This window comes from Nocardia sp. CC227C, from assembly GCF_030767025.1.
In the GTDB taxonomy this organism is placed as follows: Bacteria; Actinomycetota; Actinomycetes; order Mycobacteriales; family Mycobacteriaceae; genus Nocardia.
The window spans coordinates 13,775-31,099 of record NZ_JASITE010000021.1; the positions used below are offsets into that span (position 1 = coordinate 13,775).

The 17,325-nt window shown below is 70.0% G+C and carries 17 protein-coding genes; 11 read left to right on the plus strand and 6 right to left on the minus strand.

The genetic code is table 11. The features are described 5' to 3' along the window. Window positions 1-60: 60 nt before the first annotated feature. Window positions 61-2,073 (plus strand): BTAD domain-containing putative transcriptional regulator, encoded by a 2,013-nt coding sequence (locus QMO76_RS30910; RefSeq protein ID WP_306364891.1) that lies wholly within the window; start codon window positions 61-63, stop codon window positions 2,071-2,073. Between the two features lie 40 nt (window positions 2,074-2,113). On the opposite strand, the gene QMO76_RS30915 is transcribed toward QMO76_RS30910, so the two are convergent. Together QMO76_RS30915 and QMO76_RS30920 are read right to left on the minus strand one after the other, a co-directional pair. Next, window positions 2,114-3,724: a GMC family oxidoreductase gene (locus QMO76_RS30915; protein WP_306364892.1), complete on the minus strand. Its 1,611-nt coding sequence runs from the start codon at window positions 3,722-3,724 to the stop codon at window positions 2,114-2,116. Window positions 3,725-3,752: 28 nt separating this feature from the next. Continuing rightward, a complete protein-coding gene (locus QMO76_RS30920) occupies window positions 3,753-4,622 on the minus strand; it encodes an NAD-dependent epimerase/dehydratase family protein (RefSeq protein WP_306364893.1) in 870 nt (289 codons plus the stop codon). A 113-nt stretch (window positions 4,623-4,735) separates the two neighbouring features. Between QMO76_RS30920 and QMO76_RS30925 the strand changes: the two genes are divergently transcribed. Next, window positions 4,736-5,389, plus strand: coding sequence for a TetR/AcrR family transcriptional regulator (locus tag QMO76_RS30925; RefSeq protein WP_306364894.1), 654 nt, complete (start codon window positions 4,736-4,738; stop codon window positions 5,387-5,389). On the opposite strand, the gene QMO76_RS30930 is transcribed toward QMO76_RS30925, so the two are convergent. Next, on the minus strand, window positions 5,349-5,951 hold the full coding sequence (locus tag QMO76_RS30930) for a TetR/AcrR family transcriptional regulator (RefSeq protein ID WP_306364895.1): 603 nt from the start codon (window positions 5,949-5,951) through the stop codon (window positions 5,349-5,351). The two genes, QMO76_RS30925 and QMO76_RS30930, sit on opposite strands and share 41 nt — an antisense overlap. A 121-nt stretch (window positions 5,952-6,072) precedes the next feature. Between QMO76_RS30930 and QMO76_RS30935 the strand changes: the two genes are divergently transcribed. From QMO76_RS30935 to QMO76_RS30950, 4 genes are all read left to right on the plus strand, one after another. After that, window positions 6,073-6,543, plus strand: coding sequence for a DUF1772 domain-containing protein (locus QMO76_RS30935; protein ID WP_306364896.1), 471 nt, complete (start codon window positions 6,073-6,075; stop codon window positions 6,541-6,543). Between the two features lie 62 nt (window positions 6,544-6,605). Continuing rightward, window positions 6,606-7,598 carry an aldo/keto reductase gene (locus QMO76_RS30940; RefSeq protein ID WP_306364897.1) on the plus strand — a complete coding sequence of 331 codons (993 nt, stop codon included), beginning with the start codon at window positions 6,606-6,608 and terminating at the stop codon, window positions 7,596-7,598. 28 nt (window positions 7,599-7,626) lie between these two features. Continuing rightward, a complete protein-coding gene (locus tag QMO76_RS30945; protein WP_306364898.1) occupies window positions 7,627-9,060 on the plus strand; it encodes a carotenoid oxygenase family protein in 1,434 nt (477 codons plus the stop codon). Further along, window positions 9,057-9,707, plus strand: a complete 651-nt coding sequence (locus QMO76_RS30950) for an O-methyltransferase (RefSeq protein WP_306364899.1) — start codon at window positions 9,057-9,059, stop codon at window positions 9,705-9,707. Before QMO76_RS30945 ends, QMO76_RS30950 begins: the two co-directional genes overlap by 4 nt. Before the next feature lie 79 nt (window positions 9,708-9,786). Here the strand turns inward: QMO76_RS30950 and QMO76_RS30955 are convergent, their stop codons facing one another. Then, entirely contained in the window at window positions 9,787-10,260 is a 474-nt protein-coding gene (locus tag QMO76_RS30955; protein ID WP_306364900.1) for a DUF1772 domain-containing protein, read from the minus strand. A gap of 211 nt (window positions 10,261-10,471) precedes the next feature. Between QMO76_RS30955 and QMO76_RS30960 the strand changes: the two genes are divergently transcribed. Both QMO76_RS30960 and ubiG read left to right on the plus strand, forming a co-directional pair. After that, window positions 10,472-11,698 carry an FAD-dependent monooxygenase gene (locus QMO76_RS30960; RefSeq protein WP_306364901.1) on the plus strand — a complete coding sequence of 409 codons (1,227 nt, stop codon included), beginning with the start codon at window positions 10,472-10,474 and terminating at the stop codon, window positions 11,696-11,698. Next, complete coding sequence (gene ubiG, locus QMO76_RS30965; RefSeq protein WP_306364902.1) at window positions 11,695-12,405, plus strand: bifunctional 2-polyprenyl-6-hydroxyphenol methylase/3-demethylubiquinol 3-O-methyltransferase UbiG; 711 nt, start codon at window positions 11,695-11,697, stop codon at window positions 12,403-12,405. Before QMO76_RS30960 ends, ubiG begins: the two co-directional genes overlap by 4 nt. A gap of 64 nt (window positions 12,406-12,469) precedes the next feature. Here ubiG and QMO76_RS30970 read toward each other — a convergent pair whose 3' ends face one another. Continuing rightward, window positions 12,470-13,264 carry an ester cyclase gene (locus QMO76_RS30970; protein ID WP_306364903.1) on the minus strand — a complete coding sequence of 265 codons (795 nt, stop codon included), beginning with the start codon at window positions 13,262-13,264 and terminating at the stop codon, window positions 12,470-12,472. 128 nt (window positions 13,265-13,392) lie between these two features. Further along, window positions 13,393-14,100, minus strand: coding sequence for a hypothetical protein (locus QMO76_RS30975; protein WP_306364904.1), 708 nt, complete (start codon window positions 14,098-14,100; stop codon window positions 13,393-13,395). 218 nt (window positions 14,101-14,318) lie between these two features. Between QMO76_RS30975 and QMO76_RS30980 the strand changes: the two genes are divergently transcribed. From QMO76_RS30980 to QMO76_RS30990, 3 genes are read left to right on the plus strand one after another with little or no spacing between them, the layout of a single operon-like run. After that, window positions 14,319-15,356, plus strand: a complete 1,038-nt coding sequence (locus tag QMO76_RS30980; RefSeq protein WP_306364905.1) for an iron ABC transporter permease — start codon at window positions 14,319-14,321, stop codon at window positions 15,354-15,356. Beyond that, entirely contained in the window at window positions 15,353-16,456 is a 1,104-nt protein-coding gene (locus QMO76_RS30985) for an iron chelate uptake ABC transporter family permease subunit (protein ID WP_306364906.1), read from the plus strand. The genes QMO76_RS30980 and QMO76_RS30985 overlap by 4 nt, the downstream gene beginning before the upstream one ends. Further along, window positions 16,453-17,286, plus strand: a complete 834-nt coding sequence (locus QMO76_RS30990; RefSeq protein WP_306364907.1) for an ABC transporter ATP-binding protein — start codon at window positions 16,453-16,455, stop codon at window positions 17,284-17,286. The genes QMO76_RS30985 and QMO76_RS30990 overlap by 4 nt, the downstream gene beginning before the upstream one ends. The last annotated feature ends 39 nt before the right edge of the window (window positions 17,287-17,325 follow it).

Below are 17,325 nucleotides of genomic sequence, written 5' to 3' on the forward strand. Positions count from 1 at the left end.
CCCAATTCACTGATCCGCCCCCGATCCAGGAGTGCGGGTACACTCGCGGGAGAATCGACAATGCCCCATAATTCGGGGTATCGAATCCCCGCTGCTATTCAACGTAGAATGCTTATCATCGTATTTATCCAGTGTTCAACAGGTGGTAACAATTCGCAGAGCTTCAACCCATTGATCGAGAATCTTCACCGAATCGGGAATTTGCCACCAGCACCTGGGGGAAGCGCGTTGTTCAGCATTCTCGGACCGATAGACCTGCGTGTCGAGGGAAAGACGATAAAGCTCGGACCGGCCAAACAGCGGGCCATCCTCGCCGCACTCCTCATCGACCTGGACCGGCCCGTACCACTCGACGTCCTGGTCGAGCGAGTATGGGGCGACCGGCCACCAGCCGACGTCAGAAACCTGATCTATACGTATATCGCGCGCCTGCGCCGCACGCTCGCCTCCGCAGGAGACGACGAGTCGGCGCCCCGGCTCGAGCGGGTAGCCGGCGGGTACTGCCTGCAGGCTCGGCCCGAGCAGGTCGACCTCTACCTCTTCCGCAAACTGCTGCACCAGGCCCGCCAGCCCGAGCATTCCGAGGCCGAGCGCAGCGCGCTCATGGCCCGAGCGAACACGCTGTGGCACGGCGTCCCGCTGTCCGGGATCGGGGGCCGCTGGGCCGCGGCCATGCGGCACAGCCTGCAACAACTGCGCCACGAGGCCCTGGTCGAGTGGGCCGACCTGGAAGTGCGGCTGGGTCGCCCACGGGCGGTCATCGACCCGCTCCGCCAAGCGTACGTGGAGAATCCACTGTCGGAATCGGTGGTCGCGCACCTGATGATCGCACTGTACGCGGACGGCCGCAGCGCCGAGGCCCTGCAGCTGTTCGAGCGGATCCGCCAGCATCTGTCCGTCGAGATCGGCGCCGATCCCGGCATGCAACTGCGGGTCGCCCACCGCGACATCCTGCAGGGCCGCGCCATCGGGCCGCGCGCCGACGGCCCGACGGCCGCCGGGCAACCGACACTGCCCGGCGCGGCCCCGACCGCAACCAGATTTCGCAGCGCCAACCTGCTGACCATCGACCTGCCCGATTTCGTGGGACGCGAACAGCACCTTTCCCGATTGCGCGCCGCATTGACACCCGGCGACGGACCACTGCTGCCTTCGGTGTCGGTTCTCTACGGGCCCGCAGGATACGGAAAGACGACCATCGCGATTCGAGCGGCTTATCAACTGCGTCCCTCCTTTCCGTCCGGGCAATTATTCGTCGACCTCGCCGGAACCAGTGCCACGCCCCTGGCCCCGGCCACCGTGCTGGAAAGATTCCTGCGCGCACTCGGCGTATCCCGCTCGGAGATTCCGGACGACTTCGACGAACGCGCGGAAATGTATCGGGCATTGCTCGCCGATTCCCGCACCCTCGTCGTCCTGGACAATGCCGCCAATGAATCCCAGGTGGCGCCGCTACTGCCCGGCACCGGGAACTGCGGCGTTATCGTCACCTGCCGCCGCCGACCCTCCGTGCCCACCGGAGTTCCCGTAATTCGTGTCGGCGCGATGTCGCCCGAGGAATCCGTCACCATGTTGCGCCGCCTGGTGGGTGCACGGCTGGATCGAGAACCGGAGGCGGCGGCGCAGCTGCTCGAGTTCTGTGCCGGCTCGCCGCTGCTGCTGCGCATCGTCGGCGGGCGTCTCATCATGCGGCAGCACTGGACCGTGTCGCGGCTGGTGTCCCGGCTGCGCGACGACGACCGACTGCTGGGTGAGCTCGCCGACGGCCAGCACAACGCCGGTGCGCGGATAGCGGAGACCTTCGAAGCCATGGATCACGAAACCTGTTCGTTCTACCTGAAACTCGCCGACCTACCGGACCGGCCGATGGACGTCTCGACCGTCGCCGCCTCCCTCCGCCTGAGCGAAGCCGAGACCGAAGTGCGCCTCGAATACCTGTCCGACATCCACCTGGTGGAGGCCGTGCCCGGCACCGACCGCTATGTCGTGCCGAAGCTCAACCGCCTCTACGCCCGGACGATGTCGCCACGGCCGGAGGTGATCCGGCTGCCGAGCGGGGTGATCGGACTCTGACCATCCGTCCCGCCGGGCGGGTGCGCGGGGTGGTCGCGCCTCACCGGCTCACCACCCCGTCTTCGGCGTCACGGCGCTCCCGGTCGCCGACCAGCAGCGCCGCCGCCCGTTCGCCGATCATCAGCGCGTTCGCGTTGGTGTGCCCGCGAGGAATTCGCGGGATCACCGAGGCGTCGGCCACCCGCAGTCCGGCCACTCCGTGGACCAGCAGAGTCGGCCCCACCACCGCGAGCGGATCGTCCGGCAGGCCCATCCGACAGGTGCCGACCGGGTGGAACACCGTCGTCGCGGTGGCCCGCACGAAGTCGGCGATTCCGTCATCGGTGACCGGCAGCGGCGTCAACGGCGCGCCGACCGCGGCCAGCAGCGGCTCGGTCGCCATGACCGCATCGGCGAAGCGGTAGCCCCGGATCAGCCCGTCCATATCGGCGGACGCGCTCAGATAGGCCGGATCCACCCGGGGCATCCGCTCGGGATCGGCGTCGACGATATCCAGCCGCCCCCGGCTCTCCGGTTGCAGCAGCACCACGCTCACCGTGCGGCCCGAGACGAAACCCCGTTCACCGAAGGCGATCGGCGACCAGATCAGCTCCAGGTCGGGAGCGGCCGAATCGCCGAAGAACGCTACGGCCTCACCGATATTCGAGGTGAGCGGCCCGCGCCGCTCCCGCTCGAACGCCAGTCGCGCCCGCGCGGTGTCGGCGTCGGCGAAACGGTCGGCACCGCGCACCGCGTAGGGCAGGTTCAGGATCAGGTGGTCGTGCAGATTCGCGCCCACACCCGGCAGTTCGACGCGCGGGCGGACCCCGGCTGCGACCAGCCGCTCCCCCGCGCCTATCCCGGACAGCTGGAGCAGTTGCGCCGATCCGATCACGCCCGCGCACAGCACTATCTCCCGCCGCGCCGCGATCAGCCGCCCGTCCACCTCGACCGCGACGGCCCGGTCGCGCTCGTCGAGGTGGATCCGCCGCACCCGTGCTCCGGTGCGGACCACCAGGTTGGCGCGCTCGCGTGCCGGGTGCAGATAGGCGTCGGCGGCGCTGAAACGCCGGCCCCGGCGCTGCGTCACCGGGGTGAGGGCGCATCCGGCGGCGGTGAGATGCCCGAGCCCGCCCACGATTTCGGGCAGCCCCACCGCCACGCAACCGGCGAGGAATGCGCGGGTACTCGGGTCCGGGTCGGCCGGGGGCGAGATCCACTGCGGGCCGGAATCGCCGTAGGTGATGCCGTCCGCGGGCGGGCCGGCCCACCGCTCCGCACGGCGTAGGTAGGGTGCGACCCGCTGCCAGGACCACAGCGGTCCGGCCACCTCGGCCCAATGGGTGAAGTCCCGCGGTTGACCGGGCACCCACATTTGGAAGTTCATGGTCGACGAACCGCCCAGCACCTTGCCGCGCGGCCAGTCGACGGAACGCCCGGCCAATCCGGCCTGCGGTGTGGTCCGCGGCCCCCAGTCGACCTCGGAGCCGAACTGGCGCACCGAGTGCAGCGGTACCCGCAGGTCCGGATCGTCGTCCGGGCCGCCCGCCTCGAGCAGCAGCACCCGCAGCCGCCGCTGTTCGCTGAGGCGGGCGGCGAGTACACATCCGGCCGTGCCCGCACCCACCACTATGAAGTCGAATTCGTCTGCGACGCTGTCGATCTCACGCATCATGTCCTCCGGGCGCGGGAGCGGCCGGTCAGTTGGCCGCGAGTTCCGCCAGCAGCGTCGGCTGCGTGGGCGTCCAGCCCAGCTCCTTGGCGGCCTTGGCCGAGGTGGCGACCTGATCCAGCAGGAAGGCGTCCACCATGACGCTCCAGTACTGGCGCGCCTCCTCGGGATCCCAGTCCCGCACGGCCGCGCCGCTCTTCTCGGCGACCACCCGCGCGGCGTCGCGGACCCGCACGGACTCGTCCAGGGTGCCCAGGTACACGGCGCCGGCCGGAGCGGATTCGGTGGCCAGCGCGTACAGCTCACCGAGATCGTCGGCGTGGATGACCGACCAGCGGTTGGAGCCGTCGCCGAAGTGCCGGACCACCTGCCCCTCGGCGCTGTCCTGCGGGCTCAGCAGCATGGGCACGTAGCCGCGGCCGCCGCCGTAGACGAGCCCCGGACGGATGCGCACGGTGCGCACCCCCCGTTCGGCCGCGGCCCGCTCCAGCAGTTCCTCCACCGCCGGACGCCAGGCGACCACCATGGGCGGGTCGAACGGCGACTGCTCGGTCACCGGCGTGTCGCCGGTATTGCCGTGCAGCCAGAGCCCGCTGGTGTAGACGAACCCCTTCCCGGTGCCCTCGAAGGCCGCGAGCACCGCCGTGACCACCGTGTTGTCCAGTTCGGCGGAGCGCTCGTCATTGCTGGAGGCGGTGTGCACCGCGGCGTCGACGCCGGAGAGCGCCACCGTCAGCGCCCGCGGGTCGAACAGGTCGGCCACCAGGGGTTCGACATCGTCGGGCACCGGCCGATCGGTGCCGGTGACGGTGCCGACCACGGTATGGCCGCGACCGGTGAGGGCGCGCGCCACGGCACTGCCGATTGTTCCTGAGACACCGGTTACCAACACTCGCATCGGATTACTCCTTGTCCTGTCACTGCTAGTTTCTATCAACGTTAGAAATTGACTGTAGAGGGCCGTGCGATGATTGTCTACCGTTGTTAGAAATCCGACGAGGAGAGCTGCCAGTGCCACGCGACGGCAAACGAATCAAGGGCACCGCGGACCAGCGCGCCGAAGCACGCGAACGGCTGCGGTCCGAACTGCTCGCGGCGGCCCGCGAGCTCGCACGCGAGGCCGACGGCTACGACAGCGTGACCGTGCGCTCGGTCGCCGACCGGGTCGGCTACACGGTGCCGATCGTCTACCAGTTCTTCGCCGGCAAACGCGCCCTGCTGGTCGAACTGGTGGACGTGGGATTCACCGAGCTCGCGCACCGGCTCGGCCGCGCACGCTGCCCGGACATCCAGCAGACCCAGGGCGGCCCCCTGCTCGCGGTGGCCGTGGCCTACTGGGAGTTCGCCCTCGACGACCCGCACCTGTACCGGCTCATGCACAGCCTGCCCGACGTGCCGTTCGGCACGCCCGACGCGCCGGAATCGGCCCGCGCCTGCTTCGAGATCCTGCGTGAGACCGCCGCCGCGGGCATCCCCCACCTCTGCGCCAACACCCACGACGCCGACGCCGGCGCGGATCTGCTCTGGGCGCACCTGCACGGCCTGGTCAGCCTGGTGCTCGACGGCCGGGTCAAGGGCGGCGCCGAGCGCGGCCGCGAACTGCTGGTCGACCTGACCCGCTGGCTCAACCTGCCGGAGCGGTACGCGGATCCCACAGCCGGGTGAAGCGGTCCAGCAGCACGCCCAGGTGCAGTCCCTGGGCATCGGTGCGCAGCCGCTGACTGCGCGCCAGCGTGACCAGTCCGTGCAGCGCCGCCCAGAACACCTCGGTATCGGACTCGGCGTCGTCCTCCCCCGCCAATTCCGCGACGACGGAACGTAATTCACCGAATGCGCGGCGCAACGGCTCCGGCGTCTCCGCACTCCCGAACGCCAGGTCCGTGGTCCGCACGAACATGGCGTCGTACAGCGCGCGCTGCCGCAGACCGAAGTCCACGTAGGCATGGGCGACTGCCCGCAACCGCTCCTCCGGCCGATCGGCGCCGCCCCGGGCCGCGCGCAATCCCTCCGCCAGATCGGCGAAGCCCTGCACGGCCACGGCCTGCACGATGGCCTCCATGCTGGGGAAGTGGCTGTACAGCACGGGTTGGCTGTACTCGATGCAGTCCGCGAGCCGGCGCGAGGTGACCGCGCCCCACCCTTCGTCCTCGGCGAGTTGGCGCGCCGTATCGATGATCAGCTGCCGTCGGCTCGCCCGCTCCCGTTCCCGCCGCTCCCTAACCGTCATACCCGCATCCTATCGGTAGCAATCAACTCTAGCGTCGCCTCTAGACTTGTCATTGACACAAGTCCTATCATTGCTAGCAGTCAGATCCGTACTAGAACGATGTTCAGATGAGGGAGCCGTCGTGGCACATCAGGTGCTGGCCGGAATAGCCGTTCTCACCGTCGGGGTCATCTACGGAACCGATGTGTTCTGCGCACTGGTGCAGCGCTCGGCCATGGCCCGGGTCGACGACCGAGTACTCACCGCCGCAATGGGTTACATCCATCTCTACGGCGATCGCCGTCTCAAGTTCCCGGGTGCGATCGGGCTGCTGGCCACCATCGCCACCGCGGTGACCGCCGTCCTCACCGGCGCGGGCGCCGTCTCCATCGCGGCCGGGTGCACGGCCGTGGCCGCCCTCGTGGTGTGGTTCGTCATCTACGGGCGGATCAGCGCACCGGTCAACGCCGCGCTGACCGCGGCCGCCGAAGCCGGCAGCACACCGCCCGACGCCCGCGCCCTCCAGCGGACCTGGGATTCCGTCATCAACCCGCGCTCGGCGCTACAGGGCATCGCCCTGGCCGGACTGTTCATCAGTGCGGTCACTGCCTGACGACAACGACTCCGGAGAACGAAACCTCCTGAGCCACAACGAATCAGTAGGAGCAGACACCGATGCGAACAACCGCGCTGGGCAACCAGGGACTCACCGTCTCCGCTCTCGGCCTCGGCTGCATGGGCATGAGCGTCGCCTACGGGCGGGCCGACGAGACCGAGAGCATCGCCACCATCCGGCAGGCGCTCGACAGCGGCATCACCATGCTCGACACCGCCGATATGTACGGCCCGCACCACAACGAGTCACTGATCGCCAAGGCGATCGCCGGGCGGCGCGCGGACGTGACGCTGGCCTCGAAGTTCGGCAACGAGATCGACCGGGACGGCAATCTCACCTGGCAGATCAACGGCCACCCCGACTACCTGCGCCGGTGCATCGAGGGCTCGCTGACCCGGCTCGGCACCGACCACCTCGACCTCTACTACCAGCACCGTGTGGACCCCCGGGTGCCGACCGAGGAGACCTTCGGTGCGCTGGCCGAACTGGTGCACGCGGGCAAGGTCCGCTACCTGGGTATCTCCGAGGCCAGCCCCGACACCATCCGACGCGCGCACGCGGTCCATCCACTCACCGCCGTGCAGACCGAGTTCTCCCTGTTCACCAGGGATGTCGAGGACAACGGCGTGCTGGCCACGGTCCGCGAACTCGGTATCGGCTTCGTCGCCTACAGCCCGCTCGGGCGCGGCTTCCTCTCCGGCGACATCCGCAGCCTCGACGATCTGGCCGACGACGACTTCCGCCGCATATCCCCGCGCTTCCAGGGGGAGAACTTCGCCATGAACCTCGCCGTGGTCGACAAGGTGCGCGAACTCGCGGCCGAGAAGGGCATCACTCCAGCGCAATTGGCGCTGGCCTGGGTGCTCGCGCAGGGCACGGACATCGTCGCCATCCCGGGCACCACCACGCGCGCGCACCTCGCGCAGAACATCGCCGCCGCCGACATCGTCCTGGAGCCCGCCGAACTGGCGGCCATCGAACGACTGGCGCCCAAGGGCGGCGCCGCCGGGGACCGCTACCCCGCGCCTGCCATGGCGCAACTCGATCTCTGACACCCCCTGTCCCGGAAAGGGATCGGCCATGAACAACCCCTATCTCGAAGGAAACTTCGCCCCCGTCACCGCGGAGCTCACGGTCACCGAACTCGAGGTGACCGGCACCATTCCCGATCACCTCGACGGCCGCTACGTGCGCAACGGCCCCAATCCCGTGTCCGAGCTGGACCCCGAGACCTACCACTGGTTCATGGGCGACGGCATGGTGCACGGGGTCCGACTGCGCGACGGTCGCGCGCAGTGGTACCGCAACCGGCGCGTCCGCACCGCGCCGCCGGGCGCGCCGCAGCACCGCGCCGGCATCGAACTGCTCGGCGCGAACACCAATGTCATCCAGCACGGCGGGCGCACCCTCGCGCTCATCGAGGGCGGCATGGCCAACTACGAACTCGACGAGGAACTGAATACGCTGGGCGCGTGCGATTTCGACGGCACCCTCCCGGGTGGTTACACCGCACACCCCAAGGTGGATCCGAAAACCGGTGAGCTGCACGCCGTCACGCACTTCTTCGGCCGCGGGGACATCGTGCAGTACTCGGTAGTGGACGTCGGCGGCCGAGCCCGACGCATCGTCGACATCCCCGTCCGCGGCGTGCCCATGATGCACGACTTCTCGCTGACCGAGAACTACGTGGTGCTCTACGACCTGCCGGTGACCTTCGATCCGCACCACGCGGCCGCCATGGTCATGCCCGCGCCGCTGCGCTACCCGACAGCGCTGCTGCTGTCGGCACTGATCGGCCGGGTGCGGGTGCCGGACCCGGTCACCGCCATGATCGGCGCGCGGATGCGCCCCAACGACCGGCTCCCCGCCCGCTGGAATCCCGCGCACCCGGCACGGGTGGGGCTGCTGCCGCGCGAGAGCGGCCCCGAAACGATCCGCTGGTTCGACGTGGCGCCCTGCTATGTCTTCCACCCGCTCAACGCCTACGAGGACGGCGACACGGTGGTACTCGACGTGGTGCGGCACCCGCGCATGTTCGTGACCGATCGCAACGGCCCCGACGAGGGAGCCACCACCCTGGACCGCTGGGTGGTCGACACGGCGGCGGGCACGGTACGCGAATCCCGGCTCGACGACCGCTCCCAGGAATTCCCGCGCATCGACGAGCGACTGGTCGGCCGCCGGCACCGCTACGGCTACACCATGGCCGCCACCGGCGGCGGGGCACCCGCGGGCGCGCTCTACAAACATGACCTCGAACGCGGCACCACCATCGTGAAGGAGCTCGGAAAAGGCCGCCAAGGCAGTGAATTCGTCTTCGTGCCCACCGCACCCGACGCCGACGAGGACGACGGCGTGTTGATGGGCTACTCCTACGACGCCGCGAGCGATCGCAGCTCCCTGCTGATCCTCGACGCCCGCACCATGGAGACGGCGGCCACCGTCGCGCTGCCCGCGCGGGTGCCCAACGGCTTCCACGGCAACTGGCTGCCCACCGAGACGAGCCGCCCGTGAAGACCGTGCGCATGACCGAGGAACTGATGGCCTATGTCACCGGGCACACCTCGCTCTACGACGATGCGCAGCGACGCCTGGTGGCGGAGACCGAGCGGCTCGGCGGAGCGGCGATCATGCAGGTGGCTCCGGACCAGGGCGCGTTCCTGACCCTGATCACCCAGCTCATCCGGGCCCGCCGGGTGGTCGAGGTCGGCACGTTCACCGGCTATTCCGCACTGTGCATGGCACGCGGGCTGCCTGCCGACGGCCGTCTGATCACCTGCGAGATAAATCCGGACTGGGTGCCCACCGCCACTGCCGCCTGGGAGCGCGCCGGGGTCGCCGACCGGATCGAACTGCGGCTGGGTCCGGCCCTCGACACGCTCCGGGACCTCGATCCGGATTTCGCCATCGACCTCGCCTTCATCGACGCCGACAAGTCCGGTTACATCGCCTACTACGAGGAGTTGGTGCCCCGGATGCGGCCGGGCGGGGTGATTCTCGCCGACAACGTGCTGTGGTTCGGCACGGTGGCCGTTCCGCCGTTCGACGAATCCGCGGAGCTGATCCGGGAATTCAACGCACACGTGCTCGCCGATCCGCGGGTGGACTCGGTGGTGCTCACCATCGGCGACGGGGTCAATCTCATCCGCCGCAAGTCCTGACCACCGTCCCGCTCGAAGCGCCCGGCCGGCTGATCCGGCCGGGCGCTTCGTCGTTCGCGGGCGGTGGACCCGATACCCCTCAGGGCAGGAACAGCTGCGCGCACAACGCGGTCAGCGCCACGACCTGGATGCCGACCCGCAGATTGATCACGCTGTCCCAGCGCGCCTGCAATTCCCGCGCCCGCTCCAGTGTCCGCCCGTCCAGCGCCGCCGCGCTGAATGCCTCGTTCACCGGTTTGGCCACGCGCAGGTAGATCACCATCCACACGGCCAGCATGGCGACCGCGATCCCGCCCGCGACGGCGGCCTCGGCACGCCCGGCGGCGATGCTGGCCGCCAGCGCGACCGCGGCGGCGGCCATGCCGAATCCGCCCGGAATCGGGAGTCTGCGGTCGCCGTAGTAGTGCACGTAGCCCACCAGGTGGGTCAACGCGCGCTCGTCGAGGTGCCGCAAGGACGTCCGCCACACCACGGCGGCGAAGGTATCGGTGCCGTACGTCACGGCGCATCCGATGACGGCCAATGTCGCGGCCACATAGCTGAGGGTGTGCACGATTGTCTCCCGGGGGTGCGAAAATTCTTCGGAGTGCGGCGAATACGCATCACCGCAGCACGATTGTGGGGTCGCGACCTGTCACGGAGCTGGACCGAAAACAACGTGGAGTCGGCCCCGGTCAGCTCGAATCATGCTGTGCTCGAGGTTCTTTCCGGCCGCACGCGGGATCCTGGAGCCGTCATTCCGCAGTGGCGACAGGAGTTCGACCATGACCAGAGGGATCCGACGGGCCCTCATCGCCGGGGGCGGCATCGGCGGCCTGTCGGCCGCGCTCGCGCTGCGCCGCCACGGCATCGAGACGACGGTCTTCGAAAGCGCCACCCGGCTGCGCGACGGCGGTGCCGGGCTGCACATCTGGACCAACGGCATGATCGGGCTGGACTGCCTCGGCGTCGCCGACCGAGTGCTCGATATCGCCCCGGCGCAACGGGTGTGCGAGTTCCGCACGCATCGCGACCGGCGGCTGGGTGCGTGGCCGGTCGGCCGCTTCCCGCGCCGCTACGGTTTGCCCACGGTGGCCATCGGCCGCTCGGATCTGCACGCGATCCTACGCGACGCGCTGTCGGACACCGAGATCCGGACCGGCGCGGAGGTCGCCGGCTTCAGCCGGGACGACACCGGGGTGACCGTCGAATTCACCGACGGCCGCACCGAGCGCGGCGATGTGCTGATCGGCGCCGACGGCGTCCACTCCGCGGTGCGGCGGAAGCTGGTCGGTGACCGTCCGCCACGGTTCACGGGATACGTCGCCTGGCGCGGCACCGCCGCGGTGGGACCGGATGTGGTTCCACCCGGCACCTTTCGCGCCTACTTCGGCCACGGCACCCGCTTCACCTACTACGACACCGCGCCCGGCCGCACCTACTGGATGAGCGTCGCGAATGGCGCTCCCGGAGGCCGCGACGAGGACGACCCGACCACGAAACTGATACGCCGCCATCGAGATTGGCCGGACCCCGTCGCCCGCCTGGTGGCCGCCACCCCGGCCGGGGACATCCTGCGCCACGATGTGGTCGACCGGCCGCCGCTGCGCCGGTGGGGCGAGGGCCGGGTGAGCCTGCTCGGCGACGCCGCCCATCCCATCACCTTCAATATCGGTCAGGGCGCATGCCAGGCCATCGAGGACGCTCTGGTCCTCGCCGAGCGGCTGGCCGATGCGACCGACGCCGTGGCGGCACTGCGCGCCTACGAGCGCGAACGGATCCCGCGCACCGCCGCCATGCAGCGGCTGGCCTGGCGGATCGGACGGATGGGCGCGTGGGAGCACCCGCTGGCCATCCGGGCGCGCGAGGAGTTCATGGCGGCCGGATGGGATCTGTTCGCGTTCCGCGCCGCCGAACAGGACCAGGTCGCCTACGCCCTGCGCTACCCCCCGGTGCACGCCCACACCCACGAACCCTCGGCACACCACGACACTCGACAGGAGCTGCAATGACCGACAGCCTGAAATCCGACCCGCACTTCTTCTCGGCGTGGGCGGACAGCTGGTGGGACACCGACTCCAAGATGAATCCGCTGAAGTCGTTCAATCCGCTCCGCTTCGCGTACTTCGATCCCTACGCCGCCGACGGTTGGGAGGGGGTGCGGGTTCTCGATGTCGGCTGCGGCGGCGGCTACACCACCGAGTTCCTGCACGCCCGCGGTTCGGTGGTCTCGGGCGTGGACGTCTCGCCCAAACTGGTCGCGGCCGCGCGGCGACACGCCGAGCAGACCGGCAAGGACATCGACTACCGGGTGGGCGCGGCCGAGGCACTGCCCTTCGACGACGCCGCCTTCGACATCGTCACCTGCGTCGACGTCCTCGAGCACGTGCAGAGCCCGCGAGCGGCGGTGGCCGAGATCCATCGGGTGCTGCGGCCCGGCGGCCTGTTCATGTACGACACCATCAATCGGACGTTCATGTCGCGCGTCATGATGATCTGGCTGCCGGAACGGGTGCTGGGCATCGTGCCCAAGGGCGCGCACGACTGGAACGACTTCATCACCCCGGCCGAGATGAACGCCCATCTGACCTCGGCCGGGTTCACCCCGATCGGCGCGGCCAAGGGCATCGCCATCCGCGGGCAGAACAAGGACGGCAGCCTGAAGGCCAAGCTCACCTCCGATATCTCCTCGCTGTACCTGGGCGTCGCCCGCAGGTAGCGCCCGCGCGACCGCCGGTGCCGTCGCGGCACCGGCGGTCGCGCACGTTCGGACCGAGCGTGGCTCAGCGCTGCCAACCGTGCCCGAGCTCGCCGACCGCCACACCGTCACCATCGCGGTAGGGATCGCGGCCGTGGATCTCCGTCAGGGTGGTGCGCAGCCAGATGTCGAACGGGGCCGACGAACCGGCCAGCACCCGCAACGCCTGGCTCGGATCGGCCGCCTCCAGGTGGTAGATCGCCAGCTCACCCTGCCCGGTGCCGGTGCACCACATCAATTCCCGCGAGATCCCCGCGGCCTTGCGCGACGCCCGATACTGGGTGGCGCGATCGCCGCCCAGTTCCCGCTGCACCTCGCGCCACCGGTCGAGCCGGCCGGGCAGGATCGGGCAGGTCCGCACCGCGGGCACGTCCACCGCCCGCACCCGCGCCTTGGACCGCGGTCCCAGCGAACCCACGCCGAGCTGCGCCAGCATATTGCCGTCGACGCCGATGCCCCAACGCTCCGCGATGCGCCCGTCCTCGAGCCGCCACACCACCACGCCCTTGGACGCGATGCGCTTGCCAGTGGGGGCCAGGCCGAGGAATTCGCCCCGGTGCGTGCCCCGCCAGGTGTTGTGGATGACGACATGGTCGGCGTGCGCGCTCATCTCCTCGATGGTGACCTGTAGGTCGGGGAAGCCCCGGCGCAGTCCGGCGATGGTGTAACGCACTCCCTCCAGCCCGTCCGGCGCTCCCGGAAGTGGCTGGTGGTCGATGATGTCGTCGCGGTAGATCTCATCGAGTATGGAGAAATCCCCCTGGTTGACGAATTCGTCGAAAACCCTTCTGATGACTGCCTTGTTGTCCTCTGGCGACACCCGTTCGCTCCTTCGTTCCGGTACCGGGAGCCGTCGCTCCCCACACCTGGCTCAGTGTCGCCAGCCGACACCGCATCGGCCTCGAGGAAATCTGACCGCGGTCTTGCGCGGTGCGCGGCCCTCGGCGGCTAGCGCACGAAACAGGTCTTGCGGACGGGCAGTCCACGCTCCTCGAGGGCGGCCAGCAGCTGTTGGCCGCGGCGGGCGCCGTCGGCCGAGGAGGTGCCCGCGAGGGCCGGGACGTAGGTGGCCGCGCCGCAGATGGATTCGCCGACCAGGCTCCAGAAGCGGCGGGCGGGCAGGGCGGCGCAGCGGGCCATGGCCTGTTGGACGAGGCCGAGCGCGGGCTCCAGGCGGTGTGCGAGCCAGACGTACATGGCACGCTCGCAGGGAAGCGTGACCACGCCGGGCTCGCCGCCCAGGCGGTCGCCGTCGACGACGCGAATCGTGGTGTCGGCCAAGCCCGCCCAGTCGATGCCGCCGTCGTTGTCGGTGTGTATCCACACGTTCTCCAGGCCCGGGTCCCAGGCGCGCCCCTCGGCCACCAGCAGGGCCACCACCCGTCCGACCACGGCGTGGATGAGGGCGGTGGCGACGACCTCGGCGGCGATGTCGGCATTGGCCATCTCGGCGGCGTGACGGCGGTACATGAGTTCGATACGGCCCTCGCGGACGCCGTCGGTCAGGCGCCACCAGCGCCGCTTGCCCTGATCGGCCATGGCCGCCACGGCGTAGACGCGCGGGTGATCCGGTTGCAGCGCGCGCAGCCGAGCGCAGGTCCGCTCGAAGACGAGCTGGGAATCACGCAGCGGGCATACGGTCATGGGTTCGGGCACGCGAACCTCCTCCTCCGTGAACAATCGGGCCGTATCGACAAGATAGGTTAGGCTTACCTAGCTCAAGAATGCAATGTTCGAGCCGCAATGCCTGTAGTTCGGCGCCGCCCGGACCTCGGGTGCGAATCCGGCACGATCGACCGCACCGGCCCCCCGATTCAGGTCAGGTTAGGCTTACCAGACGTTGAGAGTCGTGAGGTCAGGAGTACATCGCCGCCGTGCCCGCAGCAGCAACCAGTAGATCGCGTCGGCTGACCGGACTGCTGATCCTCGCCGCGCTGCTCGCCGTCGCCGCCCTCGCCGGACTCGTCCTCGGCTCCCGCGATCTGCCCCTCGGCACCGTCTACGACGCCCTCACCTGCCCGGGTGACTGGCCGCTGACCTGCCCGGCCGTCGGCACCGACGCGGAGATCGTGCGGCAGCTGCGACTGCCGCGCACCGGACTGGCCCTCGCCACCGGGCTGGCGCTGGGCATGGCGGGTGCGCTCATTCAGGGCTATACGCGCAACCCCCTCGCAGATGCCGGACTGCTGGGACTGAACGCGGGCGCGGCCTTCCTCGCGGCGCTCGGCATCTACCTGTTCGGCCTCACCGCGCCCGCGCAGTACATCTGGTTCGCCTTCGCCGGGGCGCTGCTGACCGGACTCGTCGTCTTCGGGGTGGCGTCCCTCGGCGGCGGCCGGGCCGGACCGCTGAGCCTGGTGCTGGCGGGCGCTGCCATGGCGGCCCTGCTCACCGCCCTCACCAACGCCATCGTGCTGCTGGACGCCAGCGCGCTGGACACCTACCGGCACTGGGTGGTGGGCACCGTGGCCGGGCACGATGCCTCGGTACTCGCGCAGGTGCTGCCGTTCCTGCTGGTCGGCGCGGCGCTGGCGGTGGCGGCCACCCCCGGGCTGAACGTGCTGAGCCTGGGCGACGACGTGGCGCGCGGTCTGGGCGTTCACCTCGCCCGCAGCCGCACACTGGGTTTGGCGGCGGTGGTGCTGCTGGTCGGCGCGGCGACCGCGGCGGTCGGACCCATCGCCTTCATCGGGCTGATCGTCCCGCATATCGCGCGCGTGTTCACCGGCCCCGACCAGCGCTGGCTGGTTCCGTACTCCGGGCTGCTCGGCGCCCTCGCGCTGCTGGTCGCCGACGTCATCGGACGTGTGGTCGCCCGTCCCGGTGAAGTACAGGCCGGGGTGATGGTCGCGGCACTCGGCGCACCGTTCTTCGTGCTGCTGGTGCGCCGCCGAAAGCTGGTGAGCCTGTGACCCTCTCCCCCACCCCGGTCCACCGCGCCGCGCTGCGCCGGGCCCGGCCACCGCTGCGGGTCGCCGGTTACTCGGCGGTGCTGCGCATTCGCATGGTGCTCGTCGCGGCGGCACTGCTGGCGCTGCTGCTGGTGCTGTTCGCCGTGCACATCTCGACCGGCGACTATGCCATCCCGCTCGACCGGGTGCTCGAGGTGTTCTCCGGAAGCGGTTCGCGCGCACAGCGATTCATCATCCTGGAGAACCGGTTGCCGCGGGCGCTGACCGCCGTGGTGGTCGGGGCGGCGCTGGGCCTCGCGGGCGCGATCACCCAATCCGTCCTGCGCAATCCACTGGCCGGCCCGGACATCCTGGGCATCACCTCGGGAGCGAGCGTGGCGGCGGTCGCGCTCATCACGCTGACCGGGACCGCCGGAGCCGCCCGCACCGTCGGCGTACCCCTCGCCGCGCTGATCGGCGGGCTGCTCACCGCGATCCTCATCTATCTGCTGGCCTGGGGCCGCACCGCCGACAGCGGCGACAGCGGTGTGCCGGGGCTGCGCCTGGTACTCATCGGCATCGGGGTGAACGCCGCGTTGCTGGCGGCGGTCAGCTGGCTGCTCGCCCGCGCCAGTCTCGACGACGCCGCGCACGCGCAGCGCTGGCTCACCGGCTCGCTCAACGAATCCGAGTGGGCCACCCTGATTCCCGCCGCGCTCGGCCTGACGTCGGCACTGCTCGTCACACTCGCCGACGCGCGCGGTCTAGCCGCCCTGCGCTTCGGTTCCGACACCACCCGCGTGCTCGGCGTCCGGGTCCAGGCCCAGCAGACCCTGCTGCTCGCCGCCGCCGTCGGCACGACGGCGCTGGCCACCGCGGCGGCCGGACCGCTCGCGTTCGTCGGCCTGGCGGCACCGCAGATCGCGCGGCGGTTGCTGCGTTCCCCCGGCGAACCCGTCATCGCGTCGGCGCTGTTCGGCGCGGTGCTGGTGCTCGGCGCGGATCTGGCCGCGCGCACCGTCCTGCCCGTCGACCTGCCGGTGGGCGTGGTGACCGCGGCCTGCGGCGGCCCGTTCCTGCTCTATCTGCTCGTGCGCACCAACCGGAAGGCGACCCTGTGACCACCGCTGCCGACCACCGCCTGCGCGCCGACGGCGTCACCCTCGGCTACGGCGACCGCGTGGTCGTCGACGGGCTGTCGGTCGAGATCGCCCCCGGCGTGGTCACGACCGTCATCGGCCCCAACGGTTGCGGCAAATCCACCCTGCTGCGCTCCCTAGGCCGCCTGCTGCGACCGCGCGCCGGACAGGTGCTGCTGGACGGAAAGGCCATCGCCACCATGAAGACTCGCGATGTGGCCCGGGTGGTGGGCATGCTGCCGCAGACCCCGGTCGCCCCCGAGGGGCTCACCGTGGCCGATCTGGTGGCGCGCGGCCGCCATCCGCATCAGTCCTGGCTGCGCCAGTGGTCGGCCGACGACGAGACCGAGGTCGCCGCCGCCCTGGCCCGGACCGGCATCGCCGATCTGGCCGACCGCGCCCTCGACGAGCTCTCCGGCGGCCAGCGGCAGCGGGCCTGGATCTCCATGGCGCTCGCCCAGGGCACCGACATCCTGCTGCTGGACGAACCCACCACCTATCTGGATCTGGCCCACGCCCTCGAGGTGCTGGATCTGGTGGATCACCTGCACGCCGATCTCGGGCGGACGGTGGTGATGGTGCTGCACGATCTCAATCTTGCCTGCCGCTACAGCGACCGTTTGGTCGTCATGCGCGCGGGACGCATTGTGGCGCAGGGCACTCCGTCGGATATCATGACGGTCGAACTGCTGCGAGAGGTCTTCGGCCTCCAGGCGACGGTGCTCGAGGATCCGGTCTCCGGGCGGCCCCTGATCATTCCGATCGGTGCCCGGCACGTGCGCGGCCGCGACATTCCGGCCGGCTCGGTATGACCAATACCACACCAGCTATCACCCCGTTACGACAACCTG

Excerpts from the sequence above, each read along its gene's own strand:
- QMO76_RS30910 (WP_306364891.1), top strand. The coding sequence starts at position 61 with ATGCCCCATAATTCGGGGTATCGAATCCCCGCTGCTATTCAACGTAGA.
- QMO76_RS30915 (WP_306364892.1), bottom strand. The coding sequence starts at position 3,724 with ATGCGTGAGATCGACAGCGTCGCAGACGAATTCGACTTCATAGTGGTG.
- QMO76_RS30920 (WP_306364893.1), bottom strand. The coding sequence starts at position 4,622 with ATGCGAGTGTTGGTAACCGGTGTCTCAGGAACAATCGGCAGTGCCGTG.
- QMO76_RS30930 (WP_306364895.1), bottom strand. The coding sequence starts at position 5,951 with ATGACGGTTAGGGAGCGGCGGGAACGGGAGCGGGCGAGCCGACGGCAG.
- QMO76_RS30940 (WP_306364897.1), top strand. The coding sequence starts at position 6,606 with ATGCGAACAACCGCGCTGGGCAACCAGGGACTCACCGTCTCCGCTCTC.
- QMO76_RS30945 (WP_306364898.1), top strand. The coding sequence starts at position 7,627 with ATGAACAACCCCTATCTCGAAGGAAACTTCGCCCCCGTCACCGCGGAG.
- QMO76_RS30960 (WP_306364901.1), top strand. The coding sequence starts at position 10,472 with ATGACCAGAGGGATCCGACGGGCCCTCATCGCCGGGGGCGGCATCGGC.
- ubiG (WP_306364902.1), top strand. The coding sequence starts at position 11,695 with ATGACCGACAGCCTGAAATCCGACCCGCACTTCTTCTCGGCGTGGGCG.